Here is a 22,515-nt window from a genome sequence, read left to right on the forward strand (position 1 = left end):
CCATGCGCCTCCTCTTCCTGGCCCTCTTCCTCCTCCTCGCCCTGGGGCAGCGCCTGGCCTCCCCCGAGGAGGTGGCCCGGAGCCAGGTGATCAAGCGGGCCCTGCCCGCCGTGGTGCGGGTCCAGGGCTCCCCCACCCTCCCCGGGGAGGACCAGGTGGTGGGGACCGGCTTCTTCGTGAGCCCCTTCCGGGTGGTCACCAACTACCACGTGGTGCAGGACCTCACCAACCTCACCCTCCGCCTCCCCGACGGCCGCACCTTCCCCGCGGAGCGCTTTGCGGTGGACCCCGGCATCGACATCGCCCTCCTCACGGTGCGGGGGGTGCAGGCCCCGGGGGTCTTGGCCTTTAGCCGGGTGAGTCCCAGCAGCCTGCCCCTGGGGATGGGGGTGGTGCTGGTGGGCTTTCCCTTCGGCCAGGGACCCTTGGCCTCCTACGGCATCCTGGCGGGGATAGGCCCCCTGGAGGTGCCCACCCCCGACCCCAGCGTGGGGGTGGAGGTGGGGGAGTACCTTTACACCGATGCCCCCCTCACCGTGGGCAACTCGGGAAGCCCCCTCATGAACCTGCAGGGGGAGGTCATCGGCGTGGTGGCGGACGTGGTGGGGGGCCCCTCGGGGGTGGGGGGCATAGGGGTGGCCATCCCCGCGGAGCTGGTGGCCCAGAGCGTCCAGGACCTGGAGCGCTTCGGCATCCCCCAGCGGGGCTGGCTGGGGGCCAGCCTGGTGAGCCTGGACGAGCTTCCCCCCGTGCTCCTCCGGGCCCTCGGCCTCACCACCACCCAAGGGGCCATGGTGGACCGGGTGGAGCCGGGAGGCCCCGCGGCCCGCGCCGGACTCCGCGGGGCCCAGCGGGATGCCCAGGGGAGGCTTCTGGCCCTGGGGGACGTGATCCTGGCGGTGAACGGCAAGGCGGTGAAGAACAAGGCCGAGGTGGTGCGGCTCATCGCCCGTTACCGCCCGGGGGACCGGGTGCGCCTCACCCTCTGGCGGGAAGGGCGCAAGCTCGAGGTCACCCTGACCATGGTGGCCCGGCCGCGGGGGTAACCTGGGCTTGCGGGAAAGGGGCGGTCCGGTAAGGATATGGGCGTGTACATCGCCATAGAAGGCCCCATCGGCGTGGGCAAGACCACCTTGGCCCGGCTCCTGGCCACCGAGCTTGGGGCCGAGCCCCTCCTGGAGGTGGTGGAGGAAAACCCCTTTCTGCCCCTCTTCTACCAGGACCGGAGGCGCTACGCCTTCAAGACCCAGGTCTTCTTCCTCCTCTCCCGGTACCGCCAGCTCTCCCGCTTAAGGGAGCGGCCCCTCTTCGGCGGGGTGGTGGCGGACTACCTCTTTGACAAGGACGCCATCTTCGCCAGCCTCAACCTGGAAGGCCCCGAGTGGGACCTTTACCTGGAGCTCTACCGGGAGCTCTCCCTGAAGCTTCCCCCGCCCGACCTCACCCTCTACCTCAAGGCCCCGGTGCCCGTGCTCCTGGAGCGCATCCGCAAACGGGGCCGCCCCTTTGAGGAGGGCATGGACCCCGGCTACCTGGAGGCCCTGAGCGAGGCCTACGAGCGCCACTTCGCCCGCTACCCCCATCCCCTTCTGGTCCTTTCCGCGGACCACCTGGACTACAGCGAGGAAGGCCCCGACCGGGAAAAGGTGGTGGCGGTGGTGAGGCGGCACCTCTCCTTGGGCGTCTAACCATGTACCTGGCCATCGCCGGCAACATCGGCAGCGGCAAGAGTTCCCTCACCGCCCTCCTGGCGGAAGCGTTCCGCCTCAGGCCGGTGTACGAGGCGGTGAGCGAAAACCCCTACCTGGAAGACTTTTATCGGGAGATGGGGGCCTACGCCTTCCACTCCCAGATCTTCTTCCTGGCCCGAAGGATCCGCCAGCACCTCCTGGAGGTGAACGGGGAGGCCTCGGTGGTCCAGGACCGCACCATCTACGAGGACGCCTTCGTCTTCGCAAAGCACCTTTACCGGCAAGGCCACCTGAGCCCCCGGGACTGGCAGACCTACCTGGACCTCTTCGGAAGCGTGGCCCCCGCCCTCAGGAAACCCGACCTCCTCATCTACCTCCGGGCGAGCCTTCCCACCTTACGGGAGCGCATCCGCAAACGGGGCCGCCCCTTTGAGCAGGCCATCCCCGATACCTACCTCCTGGGCCTGAGCGCCCTCTACGAGGAGCTCATCGCCTCGTGGGACCTCTCCCCCGTGTACGTGGTGGAGGCGGACGCCTTGGACTTCGTGGAGAATGAAGGGGACCGGAGGGCGCTCCTTAAGGCCCTCCGCCCCCTCTTAGGCCCATGACCCTCCGGGAACTCCTCGCCCCCTTTGGCCTGGAAGCCCCACCCCTAAGGGTGCGGGGCCTCACCCTGGACTCCCGGCGGGTGGAGGAAGGCTACGTCTTCGTGGCCGTGCCCGGGGTGCCCCTCCCCCACCGGCAACCCCGGGACGGCCACGACTACATCCCCGAGGCCCTGGCCCGGGGGGCCATCGCGGTGGTGGGGGAAAAGGCCCTCTCCCTCCCCGTCCCCTACCTCCGGGTGGCCGACGCCCGGGAGGCCCTGGCCCACCTGGCCCGCAGGCTCCACGGGGAGCCCGACCGCAGGCTTTTCCTCCTGGGGGTGACCGGCTCCAAGGGGAAGAGCACCACGGCCACCCTCCTCCACCACCTCCTCCAGGGAGGGGGCAGGGGGGCGGCCCTCCTCTCCACCGTGGGGCTGAGGCTAGGGGAGGAGGCGCGGCCCCCCGTGGGCCACTTCACCACCCCCGAGGCCCCCGAGGTCTACGGCTTCCTCAAGGAGGCGGCGGACCGGGGCCTGGAGGCGGCGGTCCTGGAGGTTTCCAGCCACGCCCTGGCCCTCAAGCGGGTGGAGGGCCTGGCCTTTGGCCTCGGGGTTTTCGTGAGCTTCTACCCCGATGACCACCTGGACCTGCACGGCACCCCGGAGGCCTACTTCCGGGCCAAGGCCCTTCTGGTGGAGCGCTCCGCCCTCGCGGTCCTCAACGCCCGCCTTCCCCACCTGGAAGAACTCCAAAGGAAGCCCCACCTCCGCTTCGGCCCCGGGGGAGAGGTGTGGGGGGAGGACCTGCGGGAGGTGGAAGGGGGCCTCCGCTTCACCCTCCACACCCCCTGGGGCAGAAGCCCCGCCTTCCTGCCCCTCCTGGGGGCCTACAACCTGGAAAACGCCCTGGCGGCGGCCACGGCCGCCTTGGCCTATGGCGTGCCCCTGGAAGGGGTGGTGGAAGGCCTGGCCACCTTCCCCGGGGTACCGGGGCGGATGGAGGTGATCCAAAGCGAGCCCTTCCGGGTGGTCATTGACTTCGCCCACACGGGGAAAAGCCTGGAGGAGGCCCTGAGGGCCCTGCGCCGGACCACCCGGGGCCGCCTCCTCCTGGTGGTGGGGGCGGCGGGGGAGCGGGACCCCAAGCGGCGGGAGGACATTGGCCAGGTGGCGGCCCGCCTGGCGGACAAGACCTTCTTCACCGAGGAGGACCACCGCACGGAGCCCCTGGCGGCCATCCTCGAGGCCCTCGCCCAGGCGGCGCGGCGGGAGGGGGGGGTCTTTGAACTGGTGCCGGACCGGGAGGAGGCCATCCTCCGGGCCCTGGCCGAGGCCCGGGAGGGGGACACGGTGCTCCTTTCGGGTAAGGGGCACGAGCGCACCCTGGAGCGGGGGAACGAGGCCCTCCCCTGGGACGAGCGGGCGGTGGCCCTAAAGGCCCTGGGCCTCCTGGACCAGGGGCCTCGCCCCGGGAAGGGGCGGCCTTAGGGCGCTAACCCAGTGGGCGAAGGCCTGGAGGCCCCTTTGGTACATGGCCTCCCGCTTCTCCTTCTTCCCCATCCGCCCCTCCACCGGGGGCACCAGGCCCCAGTTGGCGTACATGGGCTGGAAGCCCTCCGGGTTTGCCGCGGCCAGGTAGCGCACGAGCCCCCCTAGCATGCTCTCCTCCGGGGGCGCCACGGGGGAGAGGCCGAGGAAGCGCCTCGCCGCGTTCAAACCCGCCAGGAAGCCCGTGGCGGCGCTCTCCAAATACCCCTCCACCCCCGCCAGCACCCCGGCGGCGAAGAGCCCCTCCGCCTCCTTGAACTCCAGGGTCTCCGCAAGGAGCCTCGGGGCGTTCAGGTAGGTGTTCCGGTGCATCACCCCGTAGCGGACGATCTCGGCGTTCTCCAGGCCCGGGATCATCTGGATGAGGCGCTTCTGCTCGGGCCACTTGAGCCCCGTCTGGAACCCCACCAGGCTCCACATGCGCCCCGCCTTGTCCTCCTGTCGGAGCTGCACCACGGCGAAGGGCTCCTTGCCCGTGCGGGGATCCACGAGCCCCACGGGCTTCATGGGGCCATAGAGCAGGGTCTGGTAGCCCCTTTGGGCCAGCTCCTCCACGGGGACGCAGGCCTCGAAGAACTCCAGCTTCTCCCAGGCGTGGGGGGTGTGGCGCTCCGCCTCGAGGAGGGCCTGGTGGAAGCGCCGGTACTCCTCCTCCGTCATGGGGCAGTTGAGGTAGTCGGCGCTCTGGCCGTAGCGGCCCGCGCGGAAGCACTTGGTGAGGTCAATGCTCTCGTGGAGGACGATGGGGCTTGCGGCGTCGTAGTAGGCGAGGAAGTGGTCGCCAAAGCGCCGCTTCAAGGCCTCGGCCAGGGCCTCGGAGGTGAGGGGCCCCGTGGCGAGGAGGGTGACCCCAGGGGGAATCTCCTGCACCTCCTCCCGCACCACCTCGAGGAGGGGGTGCCGGGAGAGCCTTTCCGTGATGTGGCCGCTGAACTCCTCCCGGTCCACGGCCAAGGCCCCCCCGGCGGGAACCCGGGCCCTTTCCGCCGCCTCCATGACCAGGCTTCCCGCCTGGCGCATCTCCGCCTGTAGAAGCCCCTTGGCGTTGGTGGGGCCCTCCCCGCCCAGGGAGTTGGAGCAGACGATCTCCGCCAGGTGCCCCGTGGCGTGGGCCGGGGTCATCCGCTTGGGGCGCATCTCAAAAAGGCGCACGGGAACGCCCAGGCGCAAGAGGGTCCAGGCAGCCTCGCTTCCCGCGAGGCCCCCGCCCACCACGTTCACCCGTTCCATCCTTTAGATGCTAGCACCGAAAAGGCCCTGGGGAAAGTGGGCTATAATGGCCATCATGGTGCGACACCGGTTCCGGAGGGCAGGCCTTCCCAAGGTCTGGCGCCTCACCCGGGAGGGCCTCGAGGCCCACCGGGAACCCATGGAGGGCCGCTTCCGGATCGCCAAGGGCGAAAAGGTCGCCCCCCTCCTCCTGCCCCAGGCGGAGCTCCTCTTCCAGCCTCCCCTATGAGCCTGGCCAAGCGCATCATCCCCTGCCTGGACGTCCACGCGGGCCGCGTGGTCAAGGGGGTGAACTTCGTGAACCTAAAAGACGCCGGGGACCCCGTGGCGGCGGCCCGGGCCTACGACGAGGCGGGGGCCGACGAGCTCGTCTTTTTGGACATCTCCGCCACCCACGAGGAGCGGGCCATCCTCCTGGACGTGGTGGCGAGGGTGGCCGAGAGCGTCTTCATCCCCCTCACCGTGGGCGGGGGGGTGCGCTCCCTGGAGGACGCCCGCAGGCTCCTCCTTGCGGGGGCCGACAAGGTGAGCGTGAACTCCGCCGCCGTGAAGCGGCCTGGGCTCATCGGGGAGCTTTCCGACCACTTCGGGGCCCAGGCGGTGGTCCTGGCCATAGACGCCAGGTGGCGGGGCGACTTCCCCGAGGTCTACGTGGCGGGGGGGCGCGTGCCCACGGGCCTCCACGCGGTGGAGTGGGCGGTGAAGGGGGCCGAGCTCGGCGCGGGGGAGATCCTCCTCACCAGCATGGACCGGGACGGCACCAAGGAGGGGTATGACCTCAGGCTCACCCGCATGGTGGCCGAGGCGGTGGGGGTGCCGGTGATCGCAAGCGGCGGGGCCGGGCGGGTAGAGCACTTCCTCGAGGCCTTCCAGGCCGGGGCCGAGGCCGCCTTGGCGGCAAGCGTCTTCCACTTCGGGGAGATCCCTATCCCAGAACTCAAGCGCTACCTTTCGGAAAAAGGCCTCCCCGTGCGGCTAGACTAGGAGCATGGACCTTGCCGCCGTGCGCTTTGACGAAAGGGGCCTCGTCCCCGTGGTGGTCCAGGACGCCCGCACCGGGGAGGTCCTCACCCTGGCCTACGCCAACCGGGAGGCCCTGGAGGAAACCCTAAGGACCAGGCGGAGCACCTTCTACAGCCGAAGCCGCCAAGCGCTTTGGCGCAAGGGGGAGACCTCTGGGCACCACCAGGAGGTGGTGGAGGTCCTCCTGGACTGCGACGGGGACGCGGTGGTCTACCGGGTCATCCCCCACGGGCCCGCCTGCCACACCGGGGAGAGGACCTGCTTCCACCGGGCACTCCTAGAGGGGGAAAAGGACCTGGGCTTCGTGGTGGGCCAGGTCTACGCCACCCTCGAGGAGCGCCTAAAGACCCTCCCCGAGGGGAGCTACGTGGCCAGGCTCCACCGGGAGGGCCTGGACCGCATCCTGAAGAAGATCGGGGAGGAGGCGGGGGAGGTCATCCTCGCCGCCAAGAACGGAAGCCCCGAGGAACTCCGCCACGAGGCGGCGGACCTCTTCTTCCACCTCCTCCTCACCCTGGCGGAGCTTGGCCTCAGGCCCGAGGACCTGGCGAAGACCCTCTGGGAACGGCACCGGCCCCGCGGCCCTATATGATGGAACCATGGAAATCGAGCGCAGGCTGGTCCTCGAGGTGGTTCGGGTCACGGAGCAGGCCGCCCTCTTCGCGAGCCGCTACGCGGGCAAAGGGGACAAGGAGGCCGTGGACGAGGCGGGCACCGAGGCCATGCGCCGGGTGCTGAACGAGCTTCCCATCAAGGGCACCGTGGTCATCGGCGAGGGGGAGATGGACGAGGCCCCCATGCTCTACATCGGGGAGGTGCTGGGCCAAGGCGGGGTGGAGGTGGACATCGCCGTGGACCCCGTGGAGGGCACCACCACCGCCGCCAAGGGCCTGCCCAACGCCGTGACCGTGATCGCCATCAGCGAAAAGGGCGGGCTTTTCCACGCCCCCGACATGTACATGGAAAAGCTCATCGTCCCCCCGCCCGCCGCAGGTCTCGTGGACCTCACCTGGCCGGTCTCCGCCAACCTCAAGGCCTTGGCCCTCGCCCTCCAGCGCGCGGTGGAGGACCTGGTCATCGTGGTCCTGGACCGCCCCCGGCACGAAAGGCTCATCCGGGAGATCCGGGAAGCGGGGGCCAGGGTCAAGCTGATCTCCGACGGGGACGTGATCGCCGCCCTGGCCGCCGCCATCCGGGGCACCGGGGTCCACGCGGTCATGGGCATCGGCGGGGCCCCGGAAGGGGTTTTGGCCGCAGCCGCTTTGAAGTGCCTGGGCGGGGAGATCCAGGCCCGCTTCACCCCGCAAAACGAGGAGGAAAGGGCCCGGCTCAGGGCCATGGGCGGGGACGAGAACCGGGTCTACCGCACGGAGGACCTGGCCCCGGGGCGGGAGATCGTCTTCGCGGCCACGGGCATCACCGACGGGGACATCCTCCAGGGGGTGCGGTTCTTCGGGGGAGGGGCGAGGACCCATTCCATCGTCATGGGCCACGCCACCCGCATCGTGCGCTTTATAGACTCTATCCATCTCTTTGAGACGGGGGCCCGGGTGACCATCCGGGTCTAAGGCACGAGGGGAAAGGGGTAGACTAAAGGCGTGCCCCGGCGCACCTACGCGGAAGAGGAGGCCCAGAGGCTCGCCCTGGCGTTCTTCGGGGGCGACGAGCTGAGGGCCGCGGTGTTCCTGCAGCGTTACGCCCTGCGGGACCCGGAGGGGCGGCTCCTCGAGGCCACCCCCGAGGAGATGTGGCAAAGGCTCGCCCGCGAGGCCGCCCGGGTGGAGAAGGGCGGGGAGGAGAGGTTCCTCTGGCTTTTCTCCGGCTTCCGCTTCGTCCCCGGGGGGCGCATCCTCTTCGGCCTCGGCAACTGGCGCAAGAGCACCCTCTTCAACTGCTACTTCCTCCCCATCCGGGAGGACTCGGTGAGGGGCATCACCCGCTTTCTGGACGAGGCGGCAAGGACCTTCGCCTACGGGGGCGGGGTGGGAACCAACGCCGACGTCCTCCGCCCCAAGGGGGCCAAGGTGGGGAACGCCGGGGTGGAGAGCTCGGGGGCGGTGAGCTTCATGGAGCTCTTCTCCACCCTGGCCGGGGTCATGGGGGCGAGCGGGGGGAGGCGGGGGGCCCTCATGCTCACCTTTTCCGACACCCATCCCGAGCTTCTGGAGTTCATCCGGGCCAAGACCGACCCCGAGCGGAGCCGCGTGCGCCACGCCAACATCTCCCTAAGGGCCTCGGACGCCTTCCTGCAGGCGGCCCTGGCCGACGAGACCTGGACGCTTTCCTTCACCACCCCCAGGGAGAGGATCACGGCCACCCTCCGGGCCAAGGAGGCCTGGGAGGCCCTGGTGGAGGCGGCCTGGCAGAGCGCCGAGCCCGGCCTCCTCTTCTGGGACCGCATCCGCACCTGGGCCACCGCCCAGTACGGGGGGATGGAGGTGCAAGGGGTGAACGTGTGCGGCGAGGTGCCCATGGAGCCCTACGGGGCCTGCAACCTGGGGAGCCTAAACCTCGCCGCCTTCGTGAAGGAGCCCTTCACCGCAAGGGCCCGGCTGGACTACGCCGAGCTGGAGGAGGCCACCCGGTGGGCGGTGCGCTTTTTGGACGCGGTGGTGGACCTGGGCAAGAACCGCCATCCCCTAAGGGCGCAAAGGGAAGCCTCCCTAAGGAGCCGCCGCATCGGCCTCGGGGTGATGGGCCTCGCGGACATGCTGGCCATGCTGGGCCTCCCCTACGCCTCCGAGGAGGCCATCCGCCTGGCGGAGGAGGTGATGCGACGCATCAAGGAGGCCGCCTATGGGGAAAGCGCCCGCCTGGCCCACGAGCGGGGCCCCTTCCCCGCCTTCGCGCCCAGGGAGCACCTCAAGAGCCCCTTCATCCAGGCCCTCCCTTTGGACCTGGTCCGGGAGGTGGAAAAGGGCCTGCGGAACGCCGCCCTCCTCTCCATCGCCCCCACGGGCTCCATCTCCATCCTGGCTGGGGTCACGAGCGGCATTGAGCCCATCTTCGCCCTCACCTACCTGCGCCACGCCGGGGGGCAGGCCTACTTGGCGGAGCACCCCCTCCTCCGGCGCTACCGCCGGGAGCGGGGCGGGGAGGTCCCCGACTGGCCCACGGCCCACACCGTGGACCCCGTGCAGCGGGTCCGCCTGCAGGCCGCCTTGCAACGGCACGTGGACCAGAGCATCTCCTCCACGGTGAACCTGCCCAGGGAAACCCCGAAGGAGGCGGTGGAAAAGCTCTTCCTCACCGCCTGGCGGGAGGGGTGCAAGGGGATCACGGTCTTCCGGGAGGGGAGCCGGGAGGAGGTGATAGAACCCCTGCCCCCCTTGGGGGTCTGCACCTTCTGCGAGAGGGCATGACCCGCTACCGCATCGCCACCAAGCCCTACCTCCCTTACCCCGGGGAGCGCCTCGCCCGCAGGAAGGGCCTGGGAGGGGAGTTCTACGAGCTCCGCCCCTACGCCCCGGGGGACGAGGTGCGGAGGGTTCACTGGCGGGCCTACGCCAAGACGGGCAGGCTTTACACCCGGGTGGAGACGGCCCCGGAGCGGAACCGCTTCCGCCTCTTCCTGGACGAAAGCGAGAGCATGCGCCTCCACGGCAAACTCCCCTACGCGGAGGAGGTGGCCAAGCTTCTCCTCCGCCTCGCCCGCCAGGAGGACCCCCTGGCCCGGCTCTTCCGGGGAAAGCCCGGGGAAAGGGCCCCGGGCCGGGGCACCTTGGTCCTCCTCACCGACGGCCTGGACCCCCTGCCCTGGGCCAGGGTCCTCCCCCGGCGGGTGGTCCTGGTGCAGGTGCTCTCCCCCCTGGAGCTCTCCCCCCCCTGGCGGGAGGCCCTGCTAAAGGACGTGGAAACCGGGGCAAGCCTACCCGTGGGGCCGGAGGAGGTGCGGGCCTACAAGGAGGCCCTGGCCGCCCACCTGAAGGCCCTCCGGCTCCTCGCCCTCCTCCGGGGGCGCTACGCTCTCCTGAGGGTGGGGGAGCCCCCCCTGGCCGCCCTCCTCCGGCAGGGGGTGCTGGAGCCCCTTTAGTCCCCCGCCTCGAGGCCCAAGGCCTTTAGGCGGGCAGGGTCCACCCCCTTCTCCCACCCGGCGAGCCGCCAATAGGCCTTGACCGCCTCCCGGAAGGCCAGGGGGTCCAAGGAGGCCTCCGGGTTCCCCCGGCGGAAAGGCTGGAAGAAGCGCTCCGGCAAGCGGTCCTCCTCGGGGGGAACCCCTTCCCGCAGGTTAAAGAGCCGGGTGAGCTGCAGGGTCCTCTCCCCCACCTCCAGCATCTCCTCCGGGGAAAGCCGCCAGCCCGTGGCGGCATAGAGGGCCTCCTGCCACTCCTCCGGGGACCAGGGGACGAAGTCGCAGAGCACCAGGCTGTTCACGAAGCCCCGCTCCCGGGTCTTGGTCCAGAGCATCCGGATCTTGGCCTCGGAGAGGTCCTCTATGGGCAGGGGGCCGAAGTTTTCCCCGTAGAAGCGGAGCTCCTTCAGGGCCTTCCCCTCCTTGGCGAAGGCGGTGTCGTGCAGGTTGTGGTTGTGGTCCGCCCCCGTGGGGCTCACCGCGTAGCCCACACCCAGGGCCCGCTTATAGCGGGGGTCGTGCATGGGCACCTCCTGCCCCTTCACGTGCATGGCGAGCTCCGGGTGGCCCAGGCCCTCGGCGAGGCGCTTTGCCCCTTGGGCGAGGAGTTCCCCAAGCCTTCCCTCCCGCCGCGCCAGCTTCTCTATGGCGGCGATGAGGGCATCCCCGTTGCCGAACCTCAGGCCCAGGCCCTCGTCGTCCAAATAGCCCTTCTCCACCGCCTCCATGGCGCAGGCGATGGTCACCCCCACCCCGATCACGTCCAGGCCGTACTGGTTGCAGAGGGTGTTGGCCTTGGTGACCAAGTAGGGGTCGGTGACCCCGCAGGTGGAACCTAAGGCCCCAAGCCCCTCGTACTCCGGCCCCCCGTACTCGGGGCGCACGTCGTACCTGCCCGTGCCCTCGATCTTCACCACCTGCTTGCAGCGGATGGCGCAGGCGTAGCAGGTATCGCGCCCGATGCGGATGCCAAGTGCGTCCAGGCTGGTGCCGTCCAGGGCCTCGGCCCCCTCGAGGAAGCCATCCAGGAAGTTGTGGCTGGGGAGGACCCCCCTCAGGTTGAAGGGCTTCACCGTGCCCACGGTGCCCATGGTGACGAGGCCCGCCGCCCGGTCCATGCGCTCCTTGGCCATGCGCCGGGCGAGCTCCTTAAGGAGGGCCGGGTCGTGGTAAGGGGGGAGGGTGTCCTTCCTGGCCCGGGCGGAAACCGCCTTGAGCCTTTTGGCCCCCATCACCGCCCCCAGGCCCCCCCTCCCGGCGAAGTGGGCCAGGTCGTGGATCACGTTGGCGGTGAGGACCCGGTGCTCCCCGGCAAGGCCGATCTGGGCAATGCGGGTGTTCCCCCCGTGGGCCTCCTTGATGAGGGCCTCCACCTCCAGGGGGTCCTTGCCCCAGAGGTGGGGCGCAGGGTGGAGGGCCACCTCGCCCCCTTCCACGTGCAGGTAAACGGGTTCCTCCGCCTGGCCTAAAACCACCAGGGCATCCAGGCCCGCGTTCTTGAGCTCCGCCCCGAAAAACCCCCCGCCCTCCGCGTCCCCGTACCCCCCGGTGAGGGGGCTTTTGGCGGCCACGGTGTTCCGGCCCGAGCCGGAGATGGGGGTGCCGGTGAGGACCCCCGGGGCGAAGATCAAGGCGTTTTCCGGCCCCAGGGGGTGGGCTCCTTGGGGAACGTGCCTGAGGAGGAGGTAGGCGGCGAGGGCCCTCCCCCCGAGGAACCTCCGCCAGAAGGCCTCGCCGAACGCCTCGTACCAGATCCGCCCCGTGGAGAGGTCCACGAAAGCCACGCGGTCGTGATATCCCTTGGGCATGCCCAAAGTTTACCCCGCCTGCGGCCAAAGGCCAGGTCGCGAGGGCATCAGCGGGTCTTGCCGGAAAGGAGATCCTCCGCCAGCTTCTGGGCCTTGTCCAAGGCGGCCTTGGGGTCCGCCTTGTTCAGGATGGCCTCCTTCACCGCCTGGCCCAGGATGTCAAAGCGGATCTGCTCCCACTCCGCCAAGGCGGGCTCAAACTTGGCGTAGCGGCTCTGGCGCACGATGGTGGCGAAGTCGGGGTTCTCGGCGGCGTAAGCCTGGTAGACGGGCTCCTTCAGGGCCGCCTCGGCCACGGGCACGTACCCGGTGGCGGTGGCGAAGACCGCCTGGGCCTTGGGGGAGAGGACGAACTGAAGGAAGTCCTTGGCCACCGCCTGCTCCTCCTTGGCAGCGTGGCGGAAGACCACCAGGTTGGTGCCCTGCACCAGGCCGTAGCCGGGCTGGCCCTTGGCCCGTCCGGGGAGGGTGGCCACCCCTAGGTCAAACTTGGCCCCCTGGCGGTAGTAGGTGTAGCCCGCCGAGGTGTCCACGCTGAAGGCATAGGGGCCCGAGCCCAGGTTCTGGTTGATGTAGCCGGAGGTGATGGCCTTGGCCCAACCCTCCTTGACCCCGTTCTGCAAGAGGGTGAGGGCCTCCACCGCCTCCTTGCTGTTCAGAACCAGCTTGCCGTTTTTCAGGTAGCTGCCGCCCAGGTTGAAGAAGAAGTAGGCAAAGGTGGAGGCATCGGGCTGGAACCAGTAGACGGGCCCGCCCTCCGCCTGGGAGAGCCTCTTGCTTAGGGCCACGAACTCCTCGAGGCTGGCCGGCACCTTGGCCCCGTGCTTCCGCAGGAGGTCCTTGTTGTGGTAAAGGACCTGGATGCTCTTGTTAAAGGGCACCCCGTAGACCACGCCCCCAAAGCGCACCGCGTTCAGGAAGCTGAGGCTCACCCCCTGGAGCTTCACCCCCAAGGCCTCGATGGGCAGAAGGGCCTTGGCCTCCAGGTACAAGGCGATGTTGTTCTCGTAGGCCTGGGCCATGGCGGGCACCTTCCCGGCGGCGAAGGCCGCCTTGATCTTGGTGGAGAGGTCCCGGTAGCTTCCCTGGGGCACGGGGCGGACGCACCGTCCCTGCTGCCCCTTGTTGAACTCCACCACCAGGTTCTCAAGGGCGGCCTTGGGCGCCCCGCCGGTGAAGCCATGCCAGAGTTCGGCCACCACCTTGGCCTTGGCGCACTGCTCCTTGATGACCTCTTCCGGCTTGGCCTGCTGGGCGAGGGCCAGCCCCAGTACCGCCGCTAGCAAGAGCGCTTTTCTCATACCCGCGCACCTCCGGGCAAAGTATACCCCGTCTTTTGTCAGAGCATCTTCAAGCTCACTTGAGCCCCGAGCGGGCGATGCCCTGGATGAACTGGCGCTGGGCCAAAAAGTAGCCGAGGATGACGGGAAGGATCACGAAGGTGCTGGCCGCCATCAGGGCCCCGTAGTCCGAACCGGCCTCGGAAACAAAGGCCTGGAGGCCCAGCTGGACCGTGCGCATCTCCGGGCTCTGGGTGACGATAAGGGGCCAGAGCAAGGCGTTGTAGGCCCCCAAGAAGGTGAAGATCCCGTAGGAAACGAGCCCCGGCAGGCTCAAGGGCAAGGCGATGCGGAAAAGCTGGGTGAGGTAGCCGGCCCCGTCAATCCTGGCGGCGTCAAAGAGGTCCTGGGGGAGGGAGAGGTAAAACTGCCGCAGGAGGAAGATGCCGAACACCGAGGCCAGCCAGGGGACGATGAGGGCGTAGTAGGTGTCCAGCCAGCCCAACCGGGCCAGGAGGACGTAGTTGGGGATGAGGAGCACCTCCCCGGGGACCATCATGGTGGCCAGGATCAGCACGAAGACCGCGTCCTTGCCCGGGAAGGGGATGCGGGCCAGGGCAAAGGCCGCCATGGCGGCGAGGAAAAGGCCCACCGCCACCTGGGTGAGGGCGGTGAAGAAGCTGTTCCAGAAATACCGGCCCCACGGGGCCGCGTGCCAGGCCTCCAGGTAGTTGTGGAACACGTAGCCCAAGGCCCCAGGCACCACGTTGACCCACTCCAGCCGCCAGGCCTCCCCCTGGGAGCGCACCGCGTCCGGGGGCAGGGGCGCCTGCCAGGGCTCCTCCTTGGGCCAGAGGACCACCAAGGGCAAGGCCCGGAAGGCTTCCCCGCTTTCGTTGGTGAGGCGCACCCGCCATGCGCCCTCCCGGTAGGCCACCTCCACCCGGGTACCCTCGGCCCGGGGGTCGTGGAAGGCCCCCGGGACCCGGGGCACAAAGGCCCGGGGCGGGCGCCCCTCCTTTCCGGGAAAGACCAGCTCCACGCTTCTTCCCGGCCCCAGGCCGCCCCACCAGGGGCTTTCCCCCAGCCTGGCCGCCCGCACCCAGTTCCCGGGCTTCATGCGCTCCGGCACCCACACGGGCTGGGCCTGCAGGGCCTCCTGCGGGCTTTTCAAGCTGGTGGCCAGCATCCAGTAGAAGGGGAAGGCCATGATCACCCCCCCCACCAGGAGGACCAGGTGCACCCCAAGGGCGGAAAGGCTAAATCTCATAGTTCACCCGCCTCTCCAGGACCCGGCGCTGGAGCAGGGTGAGGGCCAGGATGAGCAGGAAGGTGACCATGGCGATGGCGCTGGCGTAGGAGAAGTCGGAGTCGCGGAAGCCCTTGTTGTAGAGGTAAAAGGCCAGGGTCAGGGTATCCTGCAACACCCCCCCCGTGGGGGTGAGCACGTACACCTGGGTGAAGACCTGGAAGGCCCCGATGAGCCCCAGGGTGAAGAGGAAGAAGGTGGTGGGGGAAAGGAGGGGCCAGGTGATGAAGCGGTGGCGCTGCCAGAAGGTGGCCCCGTCCAGCGCGGCCGCCTCGTAGTACTCCTTGGGGATGGCCTGGAGCCCCGCCAACAGGATCACCACCTGGTAACCCAAAAAGTGCCACACGCTCATGACCATGATGGCCAAGAAGGCCAGGCTGGGGCCGGCCCAAAAGCCTTGCACCTCCACCCCCAAAGGCCTCAGGAGCAGGGCGAAGACCCCGGTGGGTGTGTTCAGCCAGTCCAGGCCCGGGGTACGGAGGAGCCAGTTCAGGAAGCCGAACTCCGGGTGGTAGATCCAGCGCCAAACCGCCGCCGCCGCCGTAAGGGCCGTAATGTAAGGGAGGAAGAAAAGGGTGCGGTAAAAGCCCAAAAAAGCCACCCCGGTGTTCAGCAAGATGGCCACCCCCGTGGCCAGCAAGAGGCCCAGGGGAACGGTGAAGACCACATACCAGAAGGTGTTGCCCAAGGCCTTCCAGAAGAGGGGGTCCTCGAGGAGGATGCGGTAGTTCTCCAGCCCGGCGAAGGCCGCGGGACGCAGGAAGTTCACCCGCTCAAAGAGGCTCAGGTAAAAGGCGTAGAAGGTGGGGAAAACGTGCCAGACCAAAAGGAGGGCCAAGGCGGGCCAGACCAGGGCCCAGCCGTAAAAGGCCCCCTGTTCCTTCTCGCTCAGGTCCCGGGCGAAGAGCCAAGCGAACAAGAGGGGGGCCAGAAAGGGGGCCGGGGGAAACCAGGGGGCGAAAAGCCCCAGAAGGAGGAGGGCATGGCGCAGGCCGAAGCGCAGGCCCCAAAGGGCCAGCAACCCGTACACGGCCAGGCCCGCCCCCAGCGCTGGCGTGGCCAGGAAGCCGAGGCGGCCCGCATAGCCCGCCAGGGTGAGGAGGGCGCCAAGCCCCAGGAGCAGATGCAAGGGGAAACCCCGCATTCCGAGCCGGAGTATATCAGGGGCCTTTACCATGAAGGGCGTGTGGACCCTGACCTTGGACACCGCCACCCCGTACCTGGCCCTGGGGCTATTCCGGGAAGCGGAGGGGGTGGGGCGGGTGGTGCGGCTGGGAAGAAGGCACGAGGAAGCCCTCTTCGCCCTCCTGGACGAGCTCCTCGCCGAGGTGGGGGCGAGGCGGGAGGAGGTTTCCCGCCTCATCCTGGGGGAAGGCCCCGGGTCCTACACCGGGATCCGCATCGCCCTGGCCGCGGGGCTCGGGGTGGCCTTGGCCCAGGGGGCCGAGGTCCACGGGGTGGGCTCCCTTCTCGCCGCCTGCTGGCCCTACCTGGAGGAGGGGGGGAGGCCCCTCACCCCCCTCTTCACCGCCAGAAACCGCCTCTACTACGGGGCCACCTACGCCAAGCGGGAGGGGAAGCCCGTGGAGCTGATGCCTCCCCGCAAGCTCGAGGCCCGCGAGCTCCCCAAAGAAGGCCTCCTCCTGGACCCTCCCCCCGACCCCAGGGCCCTTTACGAACTCCTCCCCTTCGCCCGGGAAGGGGTGGAGCCCCTCTACCTGTGATACCGCCCCGTGTCCAGGCCTAGTCCGCGGCGACCCCAGGGGAGCGGGGAAGGCGGTACACGTAGCTGGGGACGGGCTCCTGGAAGGGGGTCCCTTTCAGCCTCTCCGCCATCAGCACCAGGTTCTCCCCGGCGATGCGGGCATCCTCCAGGAGCTCGGGGTTCTCCCGGAGGCCCAAGGCCCCGCGGCGGTGGGCGTAGACCAGGCCCAGGGGGGCCAGGACGAAGCCCATGTAGGAGAGGGGCAGGAGCATCTGGGCCAAGGCCTGGGAGGCCCCTTCCTCCTCCGCCACCGCCAGGAGGGCCATGGGCTTGCCCAGGTTCAGGAGGCCCTGGTTTTCCATGGAGGTCATGCGCTCCAGGAGCGCCTTCATCCGGGCGGAGACGCTGAACCAGTAGACCGGGGTGGCGAAGACCACGGCGTGGGCGTTGAGGAGCCTTTCCGCCACCTTGCCGAAGCCGTCCCAAGGCCCCTGCACGCAGGTCTCGGGGCCGCAAGAGGCGGGGTCCACGGAGTAGTTCCCCGCGCAGAGGGGAAAGGGGTGCTTCACCAGGTCCAGGCGCTCGGTCACCGCCCCTTTACGCCTGGCCGCTTCCAAAACCTCGTCCAACAACTCCGCCGTAAACCCGTCCGTTCGTGCCGATGCGTTGACGCCGAGCACGCGTAAGCCCATAACTATCACCTACGCACTAAACCCCTTTTAGTATAGCACGCGCACTTAGGGGCGCCAGGCCCCGGACACGAACTCCCCCATGCCCCTAGCCCGCACCGGATAGCCCTTTAGGAGCCCCTCCCCGGCCACGGGCCCCTCCCAGTAGGCCACCCGGGTGGTCCGGGAAAGGATCTCCCCCTCCTGGAACAAGGGAGCGAGGGCGAGGTCCAGCTCCGGCCCCACCAGGCGCCAGGCGAGGGTGTAGGTGCGCCCCGAGGGACTTAGCCAAGAGGCCAGGGGCAGGAAAGCCACCTCCAGGGCCTCCACCCGCCCCAGGGGGTCCACCCGGCTTCCCAGGACCTGGACCACCCTCCCCTCCCGGTCCCGCACCCGGTAGGCCATGAGCTCCGACCCGTCCGAAAGGTGGAGGCCGAACCAGTCCCAGGTGGCCGACACCCCGGAAAGCTACTCCCCCCACTGGTGGTCCAGCCAGGCCTCCCCCAAAGCGGCCTCCCCCAGGAGGCTTCCCCTGGCCTCGGCCCGGGTGTAGGACTGGTAGTACATCCGCCCCGTGTCCCCCGTGCCCGAGTAGCCCGGCGGGTGGACCACGGGGGGCTTCTGGGGCAAGAAGGCCAGGTCCACCCCGGGAGCCTGGAGGCGGAAGGCCTCCCCCTCCCGGAAGAAGCGCCAGCCCCCAAGCCCCAGGCGGGGCCCCGGTTCCGCCCACCCCCGGGGGGCGAGGAGGTCCTGGTCGGAAACCTCCAGGAAGCGCCTTTCCCCCGTGCGCAGGTCGGTAAGGGCCAGGTGGGCGGCGTGGAAGGCCCCGAAGAGGCTACCGGGCAGGCCCAGGACCGTGTAGGAAGGGGGCGCATAGGCCTTGAAGAAGGCGAAGTGGAAGGCGTAGGGGAAGGCCCAGCCCGAGGCGTACCACCATTCCAAGGGGGCGGGCTTGGGGTCCCAGTCGTGGGGGTCGGGAAGGCGCTTGGGGTCCACCCCCAAGAGGGCAGGGGCGCAAGCGGCGAGGAAAAGGAGGGCAAGCCAAAACCCCCTCATCCTTACCCGAATTCTAGTCGGAAAGCCTTCCCCCCCTTGCCGGAATTGGGCTACAGTGAAGGCCGTGACCGATACCCACGCGCACCTGGACTTCCTGGAACCCGAGGAGCTGGAGGAGGCCAGGACCCACCTTTCCGAGCTCGTGGCCGTCCTCACCCTGGGCGTGGACCCGGCCCGCTGGGAAAAGACCCTAGCCCTGGCGGTGGGTAACGTCTACGCGGGGGTGGGCCTCCACCCCACAGGGGCCCACCTCCTCTCCCCCGAGGTCATGGAGGCCCTCCGCCACTACGCCCGAAGCGAGCGGGTGCGGGCCATCGGGGAAACGGGGCTGGACTACCACTGGACCCCCGAGACCCAACCCGCCCAGCTCAAGGCCCTGGACTTCCAGGCGGCCTTGGCGGAGGAGCTCGGCCTTCCCCTCGTCCTCCACGTGCGGAGCAAGGACGGGAGGGCGGAGGAGGACCTGGCCGCCTGGCTCCTGGTCCACCGCCCCAAGAAGGCCGTGCTCCACGCCTACGGGGGCCATCCCGCCCTGGAGCGGGCGGGGATGGAGGTGGGGGCCTACTTCAGCTTTGCCGGCCCCCTCACCTACAGGAAGAACGAGGCCCTGCGGGAGGCGGCCAGGAGGCTTCCCCCGGAGAGGCTTCTGGTGGAAACCGACACCCCCTTCCTGCCCCCTGAGCCCCTCCGGGGAAAGCGAAACCGGCCCCACCACGTGCGCCACACCCTGGCCAAGCTGGCCGAGGTACGGGGGGTGGACCTCTCGGTGATGGAAGCCGTCACCGACGAAAACGCCAGGAGGTGCTTTAGGTGGTGACCATGAGGCCTCTCCTAGCCCTTCTCCTCTTCTTCCTCCCCGTCCTGGCCGCTCCCCGCCTGGTGGTGGAGCCGGAGGATGGGGTGAAGCCACTCCTGGACCTCATCGCCTCCGCCAGGCAGGAAGTGCTGGTCAAGATGTACCTTTGGACGCCGAGCCGCATGGACGTGGTGGAGGCGCTGGGCCAGGCGGTAGCCCGGGGGGTGAGGGTACGGGTCCTCCTGGAGCGGGAGCCCGCTGGCGGGCGGGTGGACTTGTCCGTCTTCCAGGCCCTGAAGGACCGGGGGGTGGAGGTGAAGCTCACCACCCCCTTCCGCTTCGTCTTCGTGCACGAGAAGAGCCTGGTGGTGGACCGCAAGCGGGCCTGGGTGGGCACCATGAACCTCACCGGGAGCTCCTTCAGCGCCAACCGGGAGTACGCCCTCGTCCTGGACGACCCGAGGCAGGTGGCGGAGGTGGCCCGCGTCTTTGAGGCCGACTGGGCCGGGGAGCGGCTGGACCTCTCCCGGGCCCTTTTGGTCTGGGCCCCGAGCCGCACCCTGGGAGGGGCCAAGGAAGGCAACGCCCGGGAAACCCTCCTCGCCCTCATCCGGGGGGTCAAGCGGGAGCTTTTCCTGGAACACCAGGCCATGGCGGACCTCGAGGTGGTGGCGGCCCTGAAGGAGGCCTTGGCCCGGGGGGTGCGGGTGCGCCTGGTGGGCAGCCCCGCCGAACCCGGCGACACCTACTTCCTGGCGGGGGCCGAGGAGCTCAGGCGGGCGGGGGCTGAGATCCGCTTCCTGCCGGGCCTTTACGTGCACGCCAAGGTCCTGGTCCAGGATGGGGAGGTGGCCCTCCTGGGAAGCCTAAACCTCAGCGCCAACTCCCTGAACGCCAACCGGGAGCTCTCCGTGCTCCTCAGCAAGAAGGAGGCCCCGGAGGCCTTCTCCAGGCTTCTCGCCACCCTGGAGGAGGACTTCCGGGCGGGCCTTCCCGCAAACCCCTTCGCCCTCCCCCCGGTGGAAGGGGTGATCCCCTGGCAGGAGGCCCCCCGGTACTTCGGCCGGGTGGCCACCGTGGAGGGGGTCATCCGGGAGGTGGAGGACCGGGGCACCGTGGCCTTCCTGAAGTTCGGCCCGGGGGAAAGCGACCTGCGCCTGGTGGTCTTCCCCCGGAGCTACGGCCTCTTCCTGCAACCCTTCCCCGGAAGCTACCTGGGCAAGGTGGTGCGGGCCCGGGGGCGCATCGTCCTCTACGCGGGGTATTACGAGATCGTGTTGGAAGACTCCACGGCCTTGGAGGTGGTCCATGGAGGCCCTTGAGGCCCTGGGCTACGAGGTGAGCCCCATCCAGGGGGGCTTTTACGGGGAGAAGCGCCGGGGGGGCGTGGTCTACCAGGTCTTCTACTCGGAAAAGGGGGACCTCCGCCTGCGGCGCAAGCGCCTCCTGCGGGAGGAGGCCCGGCCCCTCCACCTCCTGGGGGTGGAGGGGGAGTGGGCGGCCAGGTACGAGCTGGAAGAGAACTTCTTCGCCGTGGCCCGGCCCGAAGACCTGCCCAGCCTGGTCCGGGCCTTTGAAGCGCTTGACCTCGGGGGCACAAACCCCTAAACTTAGGCCCAACATGCGCCCGCGCCTTCGCAACAACGACCGCTAAGGGGGGCGAGGACACAGGCCCCCCCGGCTCCCCATGGCCGGGGGGGTCAAGGCTTAAGGAGGAGGCATGCGCGTCCTGGTAAGGGAACTAAAGGAACACGTGGGCCAAGAGGTGGAGGTCATGGGCTTCCTGCACTGGCGGCGGGACCTGGGGAAGGTGCAGTTCCTCCTTCTGCGGGACCGAAGCGGGGTGGTGCAGGTGGTGACGGGGGGACAGAGGCTGCCCCTCCCCGAGTCCTCCCTAAGGGTGCGGGGGGTGGTGGTGGAGAACCCCAAGGCCCCGGGGGGCCTCGAGGTCCAGGCCCAGGCCATGGAGGTCCTCTCCCCCGCCCTCGAGCCCACCCCGGTGGAGATCCCCAAGGAGGAATGGCGGGCCCACCCCGACACCCTCCTGGAGTACCGCTACGTCACCCTCCGGGGGGAAAAGGCCCGCGCACCCCTCAAGGTCCAGGCAGCCCTGGTGCGGGGTTTTCGGCGCTACCTGGACCGCCAGGACTTCACGGAGATCTTCACCCCCAAGGTGGTGCGGGCCGGGGCCGAAGGGGGAAGCGGCCTCTTTGGGGTGGACTACTTTGAGAAACGGGCCTACCTGGCCCAGTCCCCCCAGCTCTACAAGCAGATCATGGTGGGGGTCTTCGAGCGGGTCTACGAGGTGGCCCCGGTATGGCGCATGGAGGAGCACAACACCAGCCGCCACCTGAACGAGTACCTCTCCCTGGACGTGGAGATGGGCTTCATCGCAAGCGAAGAGGAACTTATGCGGCTGGAGGAAGCGCTTCTCGCCGAGATGCTGGAGGAGGCCTTGAGCAAGGCAGGGAACGAGGTCCGCCTCCTGGGGGCGGACTGGCCCTCCTTCCCCCAGGACGTCCCCCGCCTCACCCACGCCGAGGCCCGGAGGCTCCTCCGAGAGGAGCTCGGCTACCCCGCGGGCCAGGACCTCTCCGAGGAGGCGGAGCGCCTCCTGGGCCGGTACGCCAAGGAACGCTGGGGCTCGGACTGGCTCTTCGTCACCCGCTACCCCCGCGCCCTCAGGCCCTTTTACACCTACCCGGAACCGGACGGCACCACCCGGAGCTTTGACCTCCTCTTCCGCGGCCTGGAGATCACCTCGGGGGGCCAGCGCATCCACCTCTACCCGGAGCTTTTGGAAAGCCTACGGGCCAAGGGGATGGACCCCGAGGGCTTCCAGGGCTACCTGGAGGTCTTCAAGTACGGGATGCCCCCCCATGGGGGCTTCGCCATCGGGGCCGAGCGCCTCACCCAGAAGCTTTTGGGCCTTCCCAACGTGCGCTACGCCCGGGCCTTCCCCCGGGACCGGCACCGCCTGACCCCCTAGAAGACCCCCCACCGCGGCAAGGGAAGCGGGCCGCGGTGGGGGCAGGCTCCCTAAAACCGGTCGAAGAGGATGGCCCGCTTCACCTCCTCAATGAGCTGGGTCACGGGGATCTCCCGGGGGCAGGCCTCGGTGCAGTTGTAGGCGGTGCGGCACCGCCACACCCCACTCCCCGAGCCCAAGGCCTTGAAGCGCTCCCTTTTGCCCCGGTCGCGGGAGTCAAAGATAAAGCGGTGGGCCTGGACGATGGCCGCCGGGCCCAGGTAGGCGCCGTTCACCCAGAAGACGGGGCAGCTGGTGGTGCAGCTGGCGCAGAGGATGCACTTGGTGCCGTGGTCAAACCGCTCCCGCTCCTCCGGGGACTGGAGCCTCTCCCTCTGGGGGGGCGGCTCGTCGTTGATGAGGAAGGGCTTCACCGCCCGGTAGGCGGCGAAGAAGGGCTCCATGTCCACGATGAGGTCCTTCTCCACCGGGAGGCCCCGGATGGGCTCCACGGTAATCACGCTTCCCAGGTCCCGAACCAGGGTCTTGCAAGCCAGGCGGTTCCTGCCGTTGATGAGCATGGCGTCCGAGCCGCAGATGCCGTGGCCGCAGCTCCTCCGGAAGGCCAAGGTGCCGTCCTGGTCCCACTTCACCTTGTGCAGGAGGTCCAGGACCCTATCCCAGGGCTCGGCCTCCACCTGGTAGGTGTGCCAGGTGGGCTTCGGGTCCTTTTCGGGGTCAAAGCGGAGGATCTTCAGGGTAACCTGCATGCCCC

22 protein-coding genes and 1 pseudogene are annotated in these 22,515 nt (G+C 69.2%); 15 read left to right on the forward strand and 8 right to left on the reverse strand.

From position 1 onward, the window contains the following. The first annotated feature begins 2 nt into the window (after positions 1-2). Genes ACYQ0J_RS01045 through ACYQ0J_RS01060 form a run of 4 tightly spaced genes read left to right on the forward strand, consistent with a single transcriptional unit; the run spans position 3 to position 3,765 of the window. On the forward strand, positions 3-1,046 hold the full coding sequence (locus ACYQ0J_RS01045) for a S1C family serine protease (RefSeq protein ID WP_460170338.1): 1,044 nt from the start codon (positions 3-5) through the stop codon (positions 1,044-1,046). Between the two features lie 42 nt (positions 1,047-1,088). Beyond that, on the forward strand, positions 1,089-1,688 hold the full coding sequence (locus tag ACYQ0J_RS01050) for a deoxynucleoside kinase (protein WP_460170436.1): 600 nt from the start codon (positions 1,089-1,091) through the stop codon (positions 1,686-1,688). 2 nt (positions 1,689-1,690) lie between these two features. After that, entirely contained in the window at positions 1,691-2,299 is a 609-nt protein-coding gene (locus tag ACYQ0J_RS01055) for a deoxynucleoside kinase (protein ID WP_460170339.1), read from the forward strand. Then, on the forward strand, positions 2,296-3,765 hold the full coding sequence (locus ACYQ0J_RS01060; RefSeq protein ID WP_460170340.1) for a Mur ligase family protein: 1,470 nt from the start codon (positions 2,296-2,298) through the stop codon (positions 3,763-3,765). The genes ACYQ0J_RS01055 and ACYQ0J_RS01060 overlap by 4 nt, the downstream gene beginning before the upstream one ends. Here ACYQ0J_RS01060 and trmFO read toward each other — a convergent pair. Beyond that, positions 3,709-5,055, reverse strand: a complete 1,347-nt coding sequence (trmFO, locus tag ACYQ0J_RS01065) for a methylenetetrahydrofolate--tRNA-(uracil(54)-C(5))-methyltransferase (FADH(2)-oxidizing) TrmFO (protein WP_460170341.1) — start codon at positions 5,053-5,055, stop codon at positions 3,709-3,711. The genes ACYQ0J_RS01060 and trmFO overlap by 57 nt on opposite strands. Before the next feature lie 55 nt (positions 5,056-5,110). Between trmFO and ACYQ0J_RS01070 the strand changes: the two genes are divergently transcribed. From ACYQ0J_RS01070 to ACYQ0J_RS01095, 6 genes are read left to right on the forward strand one after another with little or no spacing between them, the layout of a single operon-like run. Beyond that, the gene (locus tag ACYQ0J_RS01070; protein ID WP_460170342.1) at positions 5,111-5,284 is read left to right on the forward strand and encodes a hypothetical protein; all 174 of its coding nucleotides are present in this window, start codon (positions 5,111-5,113) and stop codon (positions 5,282-5,284) included. Beyond that, positions 5,281-6,039 carry an imidazole glycerol phosphate synthase subunit HisF gene (gene hisF / locus ACYQ0J_RS01075; protein ID WP_460170343.1) on the forward strand — a complete coding sequence of 253 codons (759 nt, stop codon included), beginning with the start codon at positions 5,281-5,283 and terminating at the stop codon, positions 6,037-6,039. Before ACYQ0J_RS01070 ends, hisF begins: the two co-directional genes overlap by 4 nt. 4 nt (positions 6,040-6,043) lie before the next feature. Next, positions 6,044-6,670 carry a bifunctional phosphoribosyl-AMP cyclohydrolase/phosphoribosyl-ATP diphosphatase HisIE gene (gene hisIE / locus ACYQ0J_RS01080; protein ID WP_460170344.1) on the forward strand — a complete coding sequence of 209 codons (627 nt, stop codon included), beginning with the start codon at positions 6,044-6,046 and terminating at the stop codon, positions 6,668-6,670. 7 nt (positions 6,671-6,677) lie between these two features. Next, on the forward strand, positions 6,678-7,646 hold the full coding sequence (gene glpX / locus ACYQ0J_RS01085; RefSeq protein ID WP_460170345.1) for a class II fructose-bisphosphatase: 969 nt from the start codon (positions 6,678-6,680) through the stop codon (positions 7,644-7,646). Positions 7,647-7,676: 30 nt separating this feature from the next. Then, on the forward strand, positions 7,677-9,440 hold the full coding sequence (locus ACYQ0J_RS01090) for an adenosylcobalamin-dependent ribonucleoside-diphosphate reductase (RefSeq protein ID WP_460170346.1): 1,764 nt from the start codon (positions 7,677-7,679) through the stop codon (positions 9,438-9,440). Then, positions 9,437-10,111 carry a DUF58 domain-containing protein gene (locus tag ACYQ0J_RS01095; protein ID WP_460170347.1) on the forward strand — a complete coding sequence of 225 codons (675 nt, stop codon included), beginning with the start codon at positions 9,437-9,439 and terminating at the stop codon, positions 10,109-10,111. The genes ACYQ0J_RS01090 and ACYQ0J_RS01095 overlap by 4 nt, the downstream gene beginning before the upstream one ends. Here ACYQ0J_RS01095 and ACYQ0J_RS01100 read toward each other — a convergent pair. From ACYQ0J_RS01100 to ACYQ0J_RS01115, 4 genes are read right to left on the reverse strand one after another with little or no spacing between them, the layout of a single operon-like run. Continuing rightward, the gene (locus ACYQ0J_RS01100) at positions 10,108-11,958 is read right to left on the reverse strand and encodes an aldehyde ferredoxin oxidoreductase family protein (protein ID WP_460170348.1); all 1,851 of its coding nucleotides are present in this window, start codon (positions 11,956-11,958) and stop codon (positions 10,108-10,110) included. The genes ACYQ0J_RS01095 and ACYQ0J_RS01100 overlap by 4 nt on opposite strands. 47 nt (positions 11,959-12,005) lie before the next feature. After that, entirely contained in the window at positions 12,006-13,259 is a 1,254-nt protein-coding gene (locus tag ACYQ0J_RS01105) for an ABC transporter substrate-binding protein (protein ID WP_460170349.1), read from the reverse strand. A gap of 55 nt (positions 13,260-13,314) precedes the next feature. Continuing rightward, positions 13,315-14,508, reverse strand: a complete 1,194-nt coding sequence (locus ACYQ0J_RS01110) for a carbohydrate ABC transporter permease (protein ID WP_460170350.1) — start codon at positions 14,506-14,508, stop codon at positions 13,315-13,317. Next, entirely contained in the window at positions 14,498-15,691 is a 1,194-nt protein-coding gene (locus tag ACYQ0J_RS01115) for a carbohydrate ABC transporter permease (protein ID WP_460170351.1), read from the reverse strand. Before ACYQ0J_RS01115 ends, ACYQ0J_RS01110 begins: the two co-directional genes overlap by 11 nt. Positions 15,692-15,722: 31 nt before the next feature. On the opposite strand from ACYQ0J_RS01115, the gene tsaB reads away from it, so the two are divergent. Then, positions 15,723-16,271: a tRNA (adenosine(37)-N6)-threonylcarbamoyltransferase complex dimerization subunit type 1 TsaB gene (gene tsaB, locus ACYQ0J_RS01120; RefSeq protein WP_460170352.1), complete on the forward strand. Its 549-nt coding sequence runs from the start codon at positions 15,723-15,725 to the stop codon at positions 16,269-16,271. Positions 16,272-16,290: 19 nt separating this feature from the next. Here the strand turns inward: tsaB and ACYQ0J_RS01125 are convergent, their stop codons facing one another. Both ACYQ0J_RS01125 and ACYQ0J_RS01130 read right to left on the reverse strand, forming a co-directional pair. Then, positions 16,291-16,944, reverse strand: a complete 654-nt coding sequence (locus ACYQ0J_RS01125) for a flavodoxin family protein (RefSeq protein ID WP_460170353.1) — start codon at positions 16,942-16,944, stop codon at positions 16,291-16,293. Positions 16,945-16,989: 45 nt separating this feature from the next. After that, positions 16,990-17,976 (reverse strand): annotated as a pseudogene (locus ACYQ0J_RS01130) (lipocalin family protein). 64 nt (positions 17,977-18,040) lie between these two features. Here ACYQ0J_RS01130 and ACYQ0J_RS01135 point away from each other — a divergent pair. The 4 genes from ACYQ0J_RS01135 to aspS all read left to right on the forward strand — a co-directional run bounded on the left by ACYQ0J_RS01135 (position 18,041) and on the right by aspS (position 21,761). Beyond that, the gene (locus tag ACYQ0J_RS01135) at positions 18,041-18,793 is read left to right on the forward strand and encodes a TatD family hydrolase (protein ID WP_460170354.1); all 753 of its coding nucleotides are present in this window, start codon (positions 18,041-18,043) and stop codon (positions 18,791-18,793) included. 2 nt (positions 18,794-18,795) lie between these two features. Further along, positions 18,796-20,094 carry a phospholipase D-like domain-containing protein gene (locus ACYQ0J_RS01140; protein ID WP_460170355.1) on the forward strand — a complete coding sequence of 433 codons (1,299 nt, stop codon included), beginning with the start codon at positions 18,796-18,798 and terminating at the stop codon, positions 20,092-20,094. Then, a complete protein-coding gene (locus tag ACYQ0J_RS01145; RefSeq protein WP_460170356.1) occupies positions 20,081-20,380 on the forward strand; it encodes a hypothetical protein in 300 nt (99 codons plus the stop codon). Before ACYQ0J_RS01140 ends, ACYQ0J_RS01145 begins: the two co-directional genes overlap by 14 nt. A 112-nt stretch (positions 20,381-20,492) precedes the next feature. Next, entirely contained in the window at positions 20,493-21,761 is a 1,269-nt protein-coding gene (gene aspS / locus ACYQ0J_RS01150; protein ID WP_460170357.1) for an aspartate--tRNA(Asn) ligase, read from the forward strand. A 50-nt stretch (positions 21,762-21,811) separates the two neighbouring features. Here the strand turns inward: aspS and ACYQ0J_RS01155 are convergent, their stop codons facing one another. Continuing rightward, positions 21,812-22,510 carry a succinate dehydrogenase iron-sulfur subunit gene (locus tag ACYQ0J_RS01155; RefSeq protein WP_460170358.1) on the reverse strand — a complete coding sequence of 233 codons (699 nt, stop codon included), beginning with the start codon at positions 22,508-22,510 and terminating at the stop codon, positions 21,812-21,814. Positions 22,511-22,515: the final 5 nt, after the last annotated feature.

The sequence above is a fragment of the Thermus sp. FJN-A genome (assembly GCF_054655095.1).

Bases quoted from the DNA above. Each gene is read 5' to 3' on its own strand.
- hisIE (WP_460170344.1), top strand. From the start codon at position 6,044: ATGGACCTTGCCGCCGTGCGCTTTGACGAAAGGGGCCTCGTCCCCGTG.
- ACYQ0J_RS01070 (WP_460170342.1), top strand. From the start codon at position 5,111: ATGGTGCGACACCGGTTCCGGAGGGCAGGCCTTCCCAAGGTCTGGCGC.
- ACYQ0J_RS01055 (WP_460170339.1), top strand. From the start codon at position 1,691: ATGTACCTGGCCATCGCCGGCAACATCGGCAGCGGCAAGAGTTCCCTC.
- ACYQ0J_RS01125 (WP_460170353.1), bottom strand. From the start codon at position 16,944: ATGGGCTTACGCGTGCTCGGCGTCAACGCATCGGCACGAACGGACGGG.
- ACYQ0J_RS01045 (WP_460170338.1), top strand. From the start codon at position 3: ATGCGCCTCCTCTTCCTGGCCCTCTTCCTCCTCCTCGCCCTGGGGCAG.
- ACYQ0J_RS01115 (WP_460170351.1), bottom strand. From the start codon at position 15,691: ATGCGGGGTTTCCCCTTGCATCTGCTCCTGGGGCTTGGCGCCCTCCTC.
- tsaB (WP_460170352.1), top strand. From the start codon at position 15,723: ATGAAGGGCGTGTGGACCCTGACCTTGGACACCGCCACCCCGTACCTG.
- ACYQ0J_RS01060 (WP_460170340.1), top strand. From the start codon at position 2,296: ATGACCCTCCGGGAACTCCTCGCCCCCTTTGGCCTGGAAGCCCCACCC.
- glpX (WP_460170345.1), top strand. From the start codon at position 6,678: ATGGAAATCGAGCGCAGGCTGGTCCTCGAGGTGGTTCGGGTCACGGAG.
- ACYQ0J_RS01100 (WP_460170348.1), bottom strand. From the start codon at position 11,958: ATGCCCAAGGGATATCACGACCGCGTGGCTTTCGTGGACCTCTCCACG.
- ACYQ0J_RS01145 (WP_460170356.1), top strand. From the start codon at position 20,081: ATGGAGGCCCTTGAGGCCCTGGGCTACGAGGTGAGCCCCATCCAGGGG.
- ACYQ0J_RS01095 (WP_460170347.1), top strand. From the start codon at position 9,437: ATGACCCGCTACCGCATCGCCACCAAGCCCTACCTCCCTTACCCCGGG.
- ACYQ0J_RS01155 (WP_460170358.1), bottom strand. From the start codon at position 22,510: ATGCAGGTTACCCTGAAGATCCTCCGCTTTGACCCCGAAAAGGACCCG.
- ACYQ0J_RS01110 (WP_460170350.1), bottom strand. From the start codon at position 14,508: ATGAGATTTAGCCTTTCCGCCCTTGGGGTGCACCTGGTCCTCCTGGTG.
- ACYQ0J_RS01105 (WP_460170349.1), bottom strand. From the start codon at position 13,259: ATGAGAAAAGCGCTCTTGCTAGCGGCGGTACTGGGGCTGGCCCTCGCC.
- trmFO (WP_460170341.1), bottom strand. From the start codon at position 5,055: ATGGAACGGGTGAACGTGGTGGGCGGGGGCCTCGCGGGAAGCGAGGCT.
- ACYQ0J_RS01140 (WP_460170355.1), top strand. From the start codon at position 18,796: ATGAGGCCTCTCCTAGCCCTTCTCCTCTTCTTCCTCCCCGTCCTGGCC.
- aspS (WP_460170357.1), top strand. From the start codon at position 20,493: ATGCGCGTCCTGGTAAGGGAACTAAAGGAACACGTGGGCCAAGAGGTG.
- hisF (WP_460170343.1), top strand. From the start codon at position 5,281: ATGAGCCTGGCCAAGCGCATCATCCCCTGCCTGGACGTCCACGCGGGC.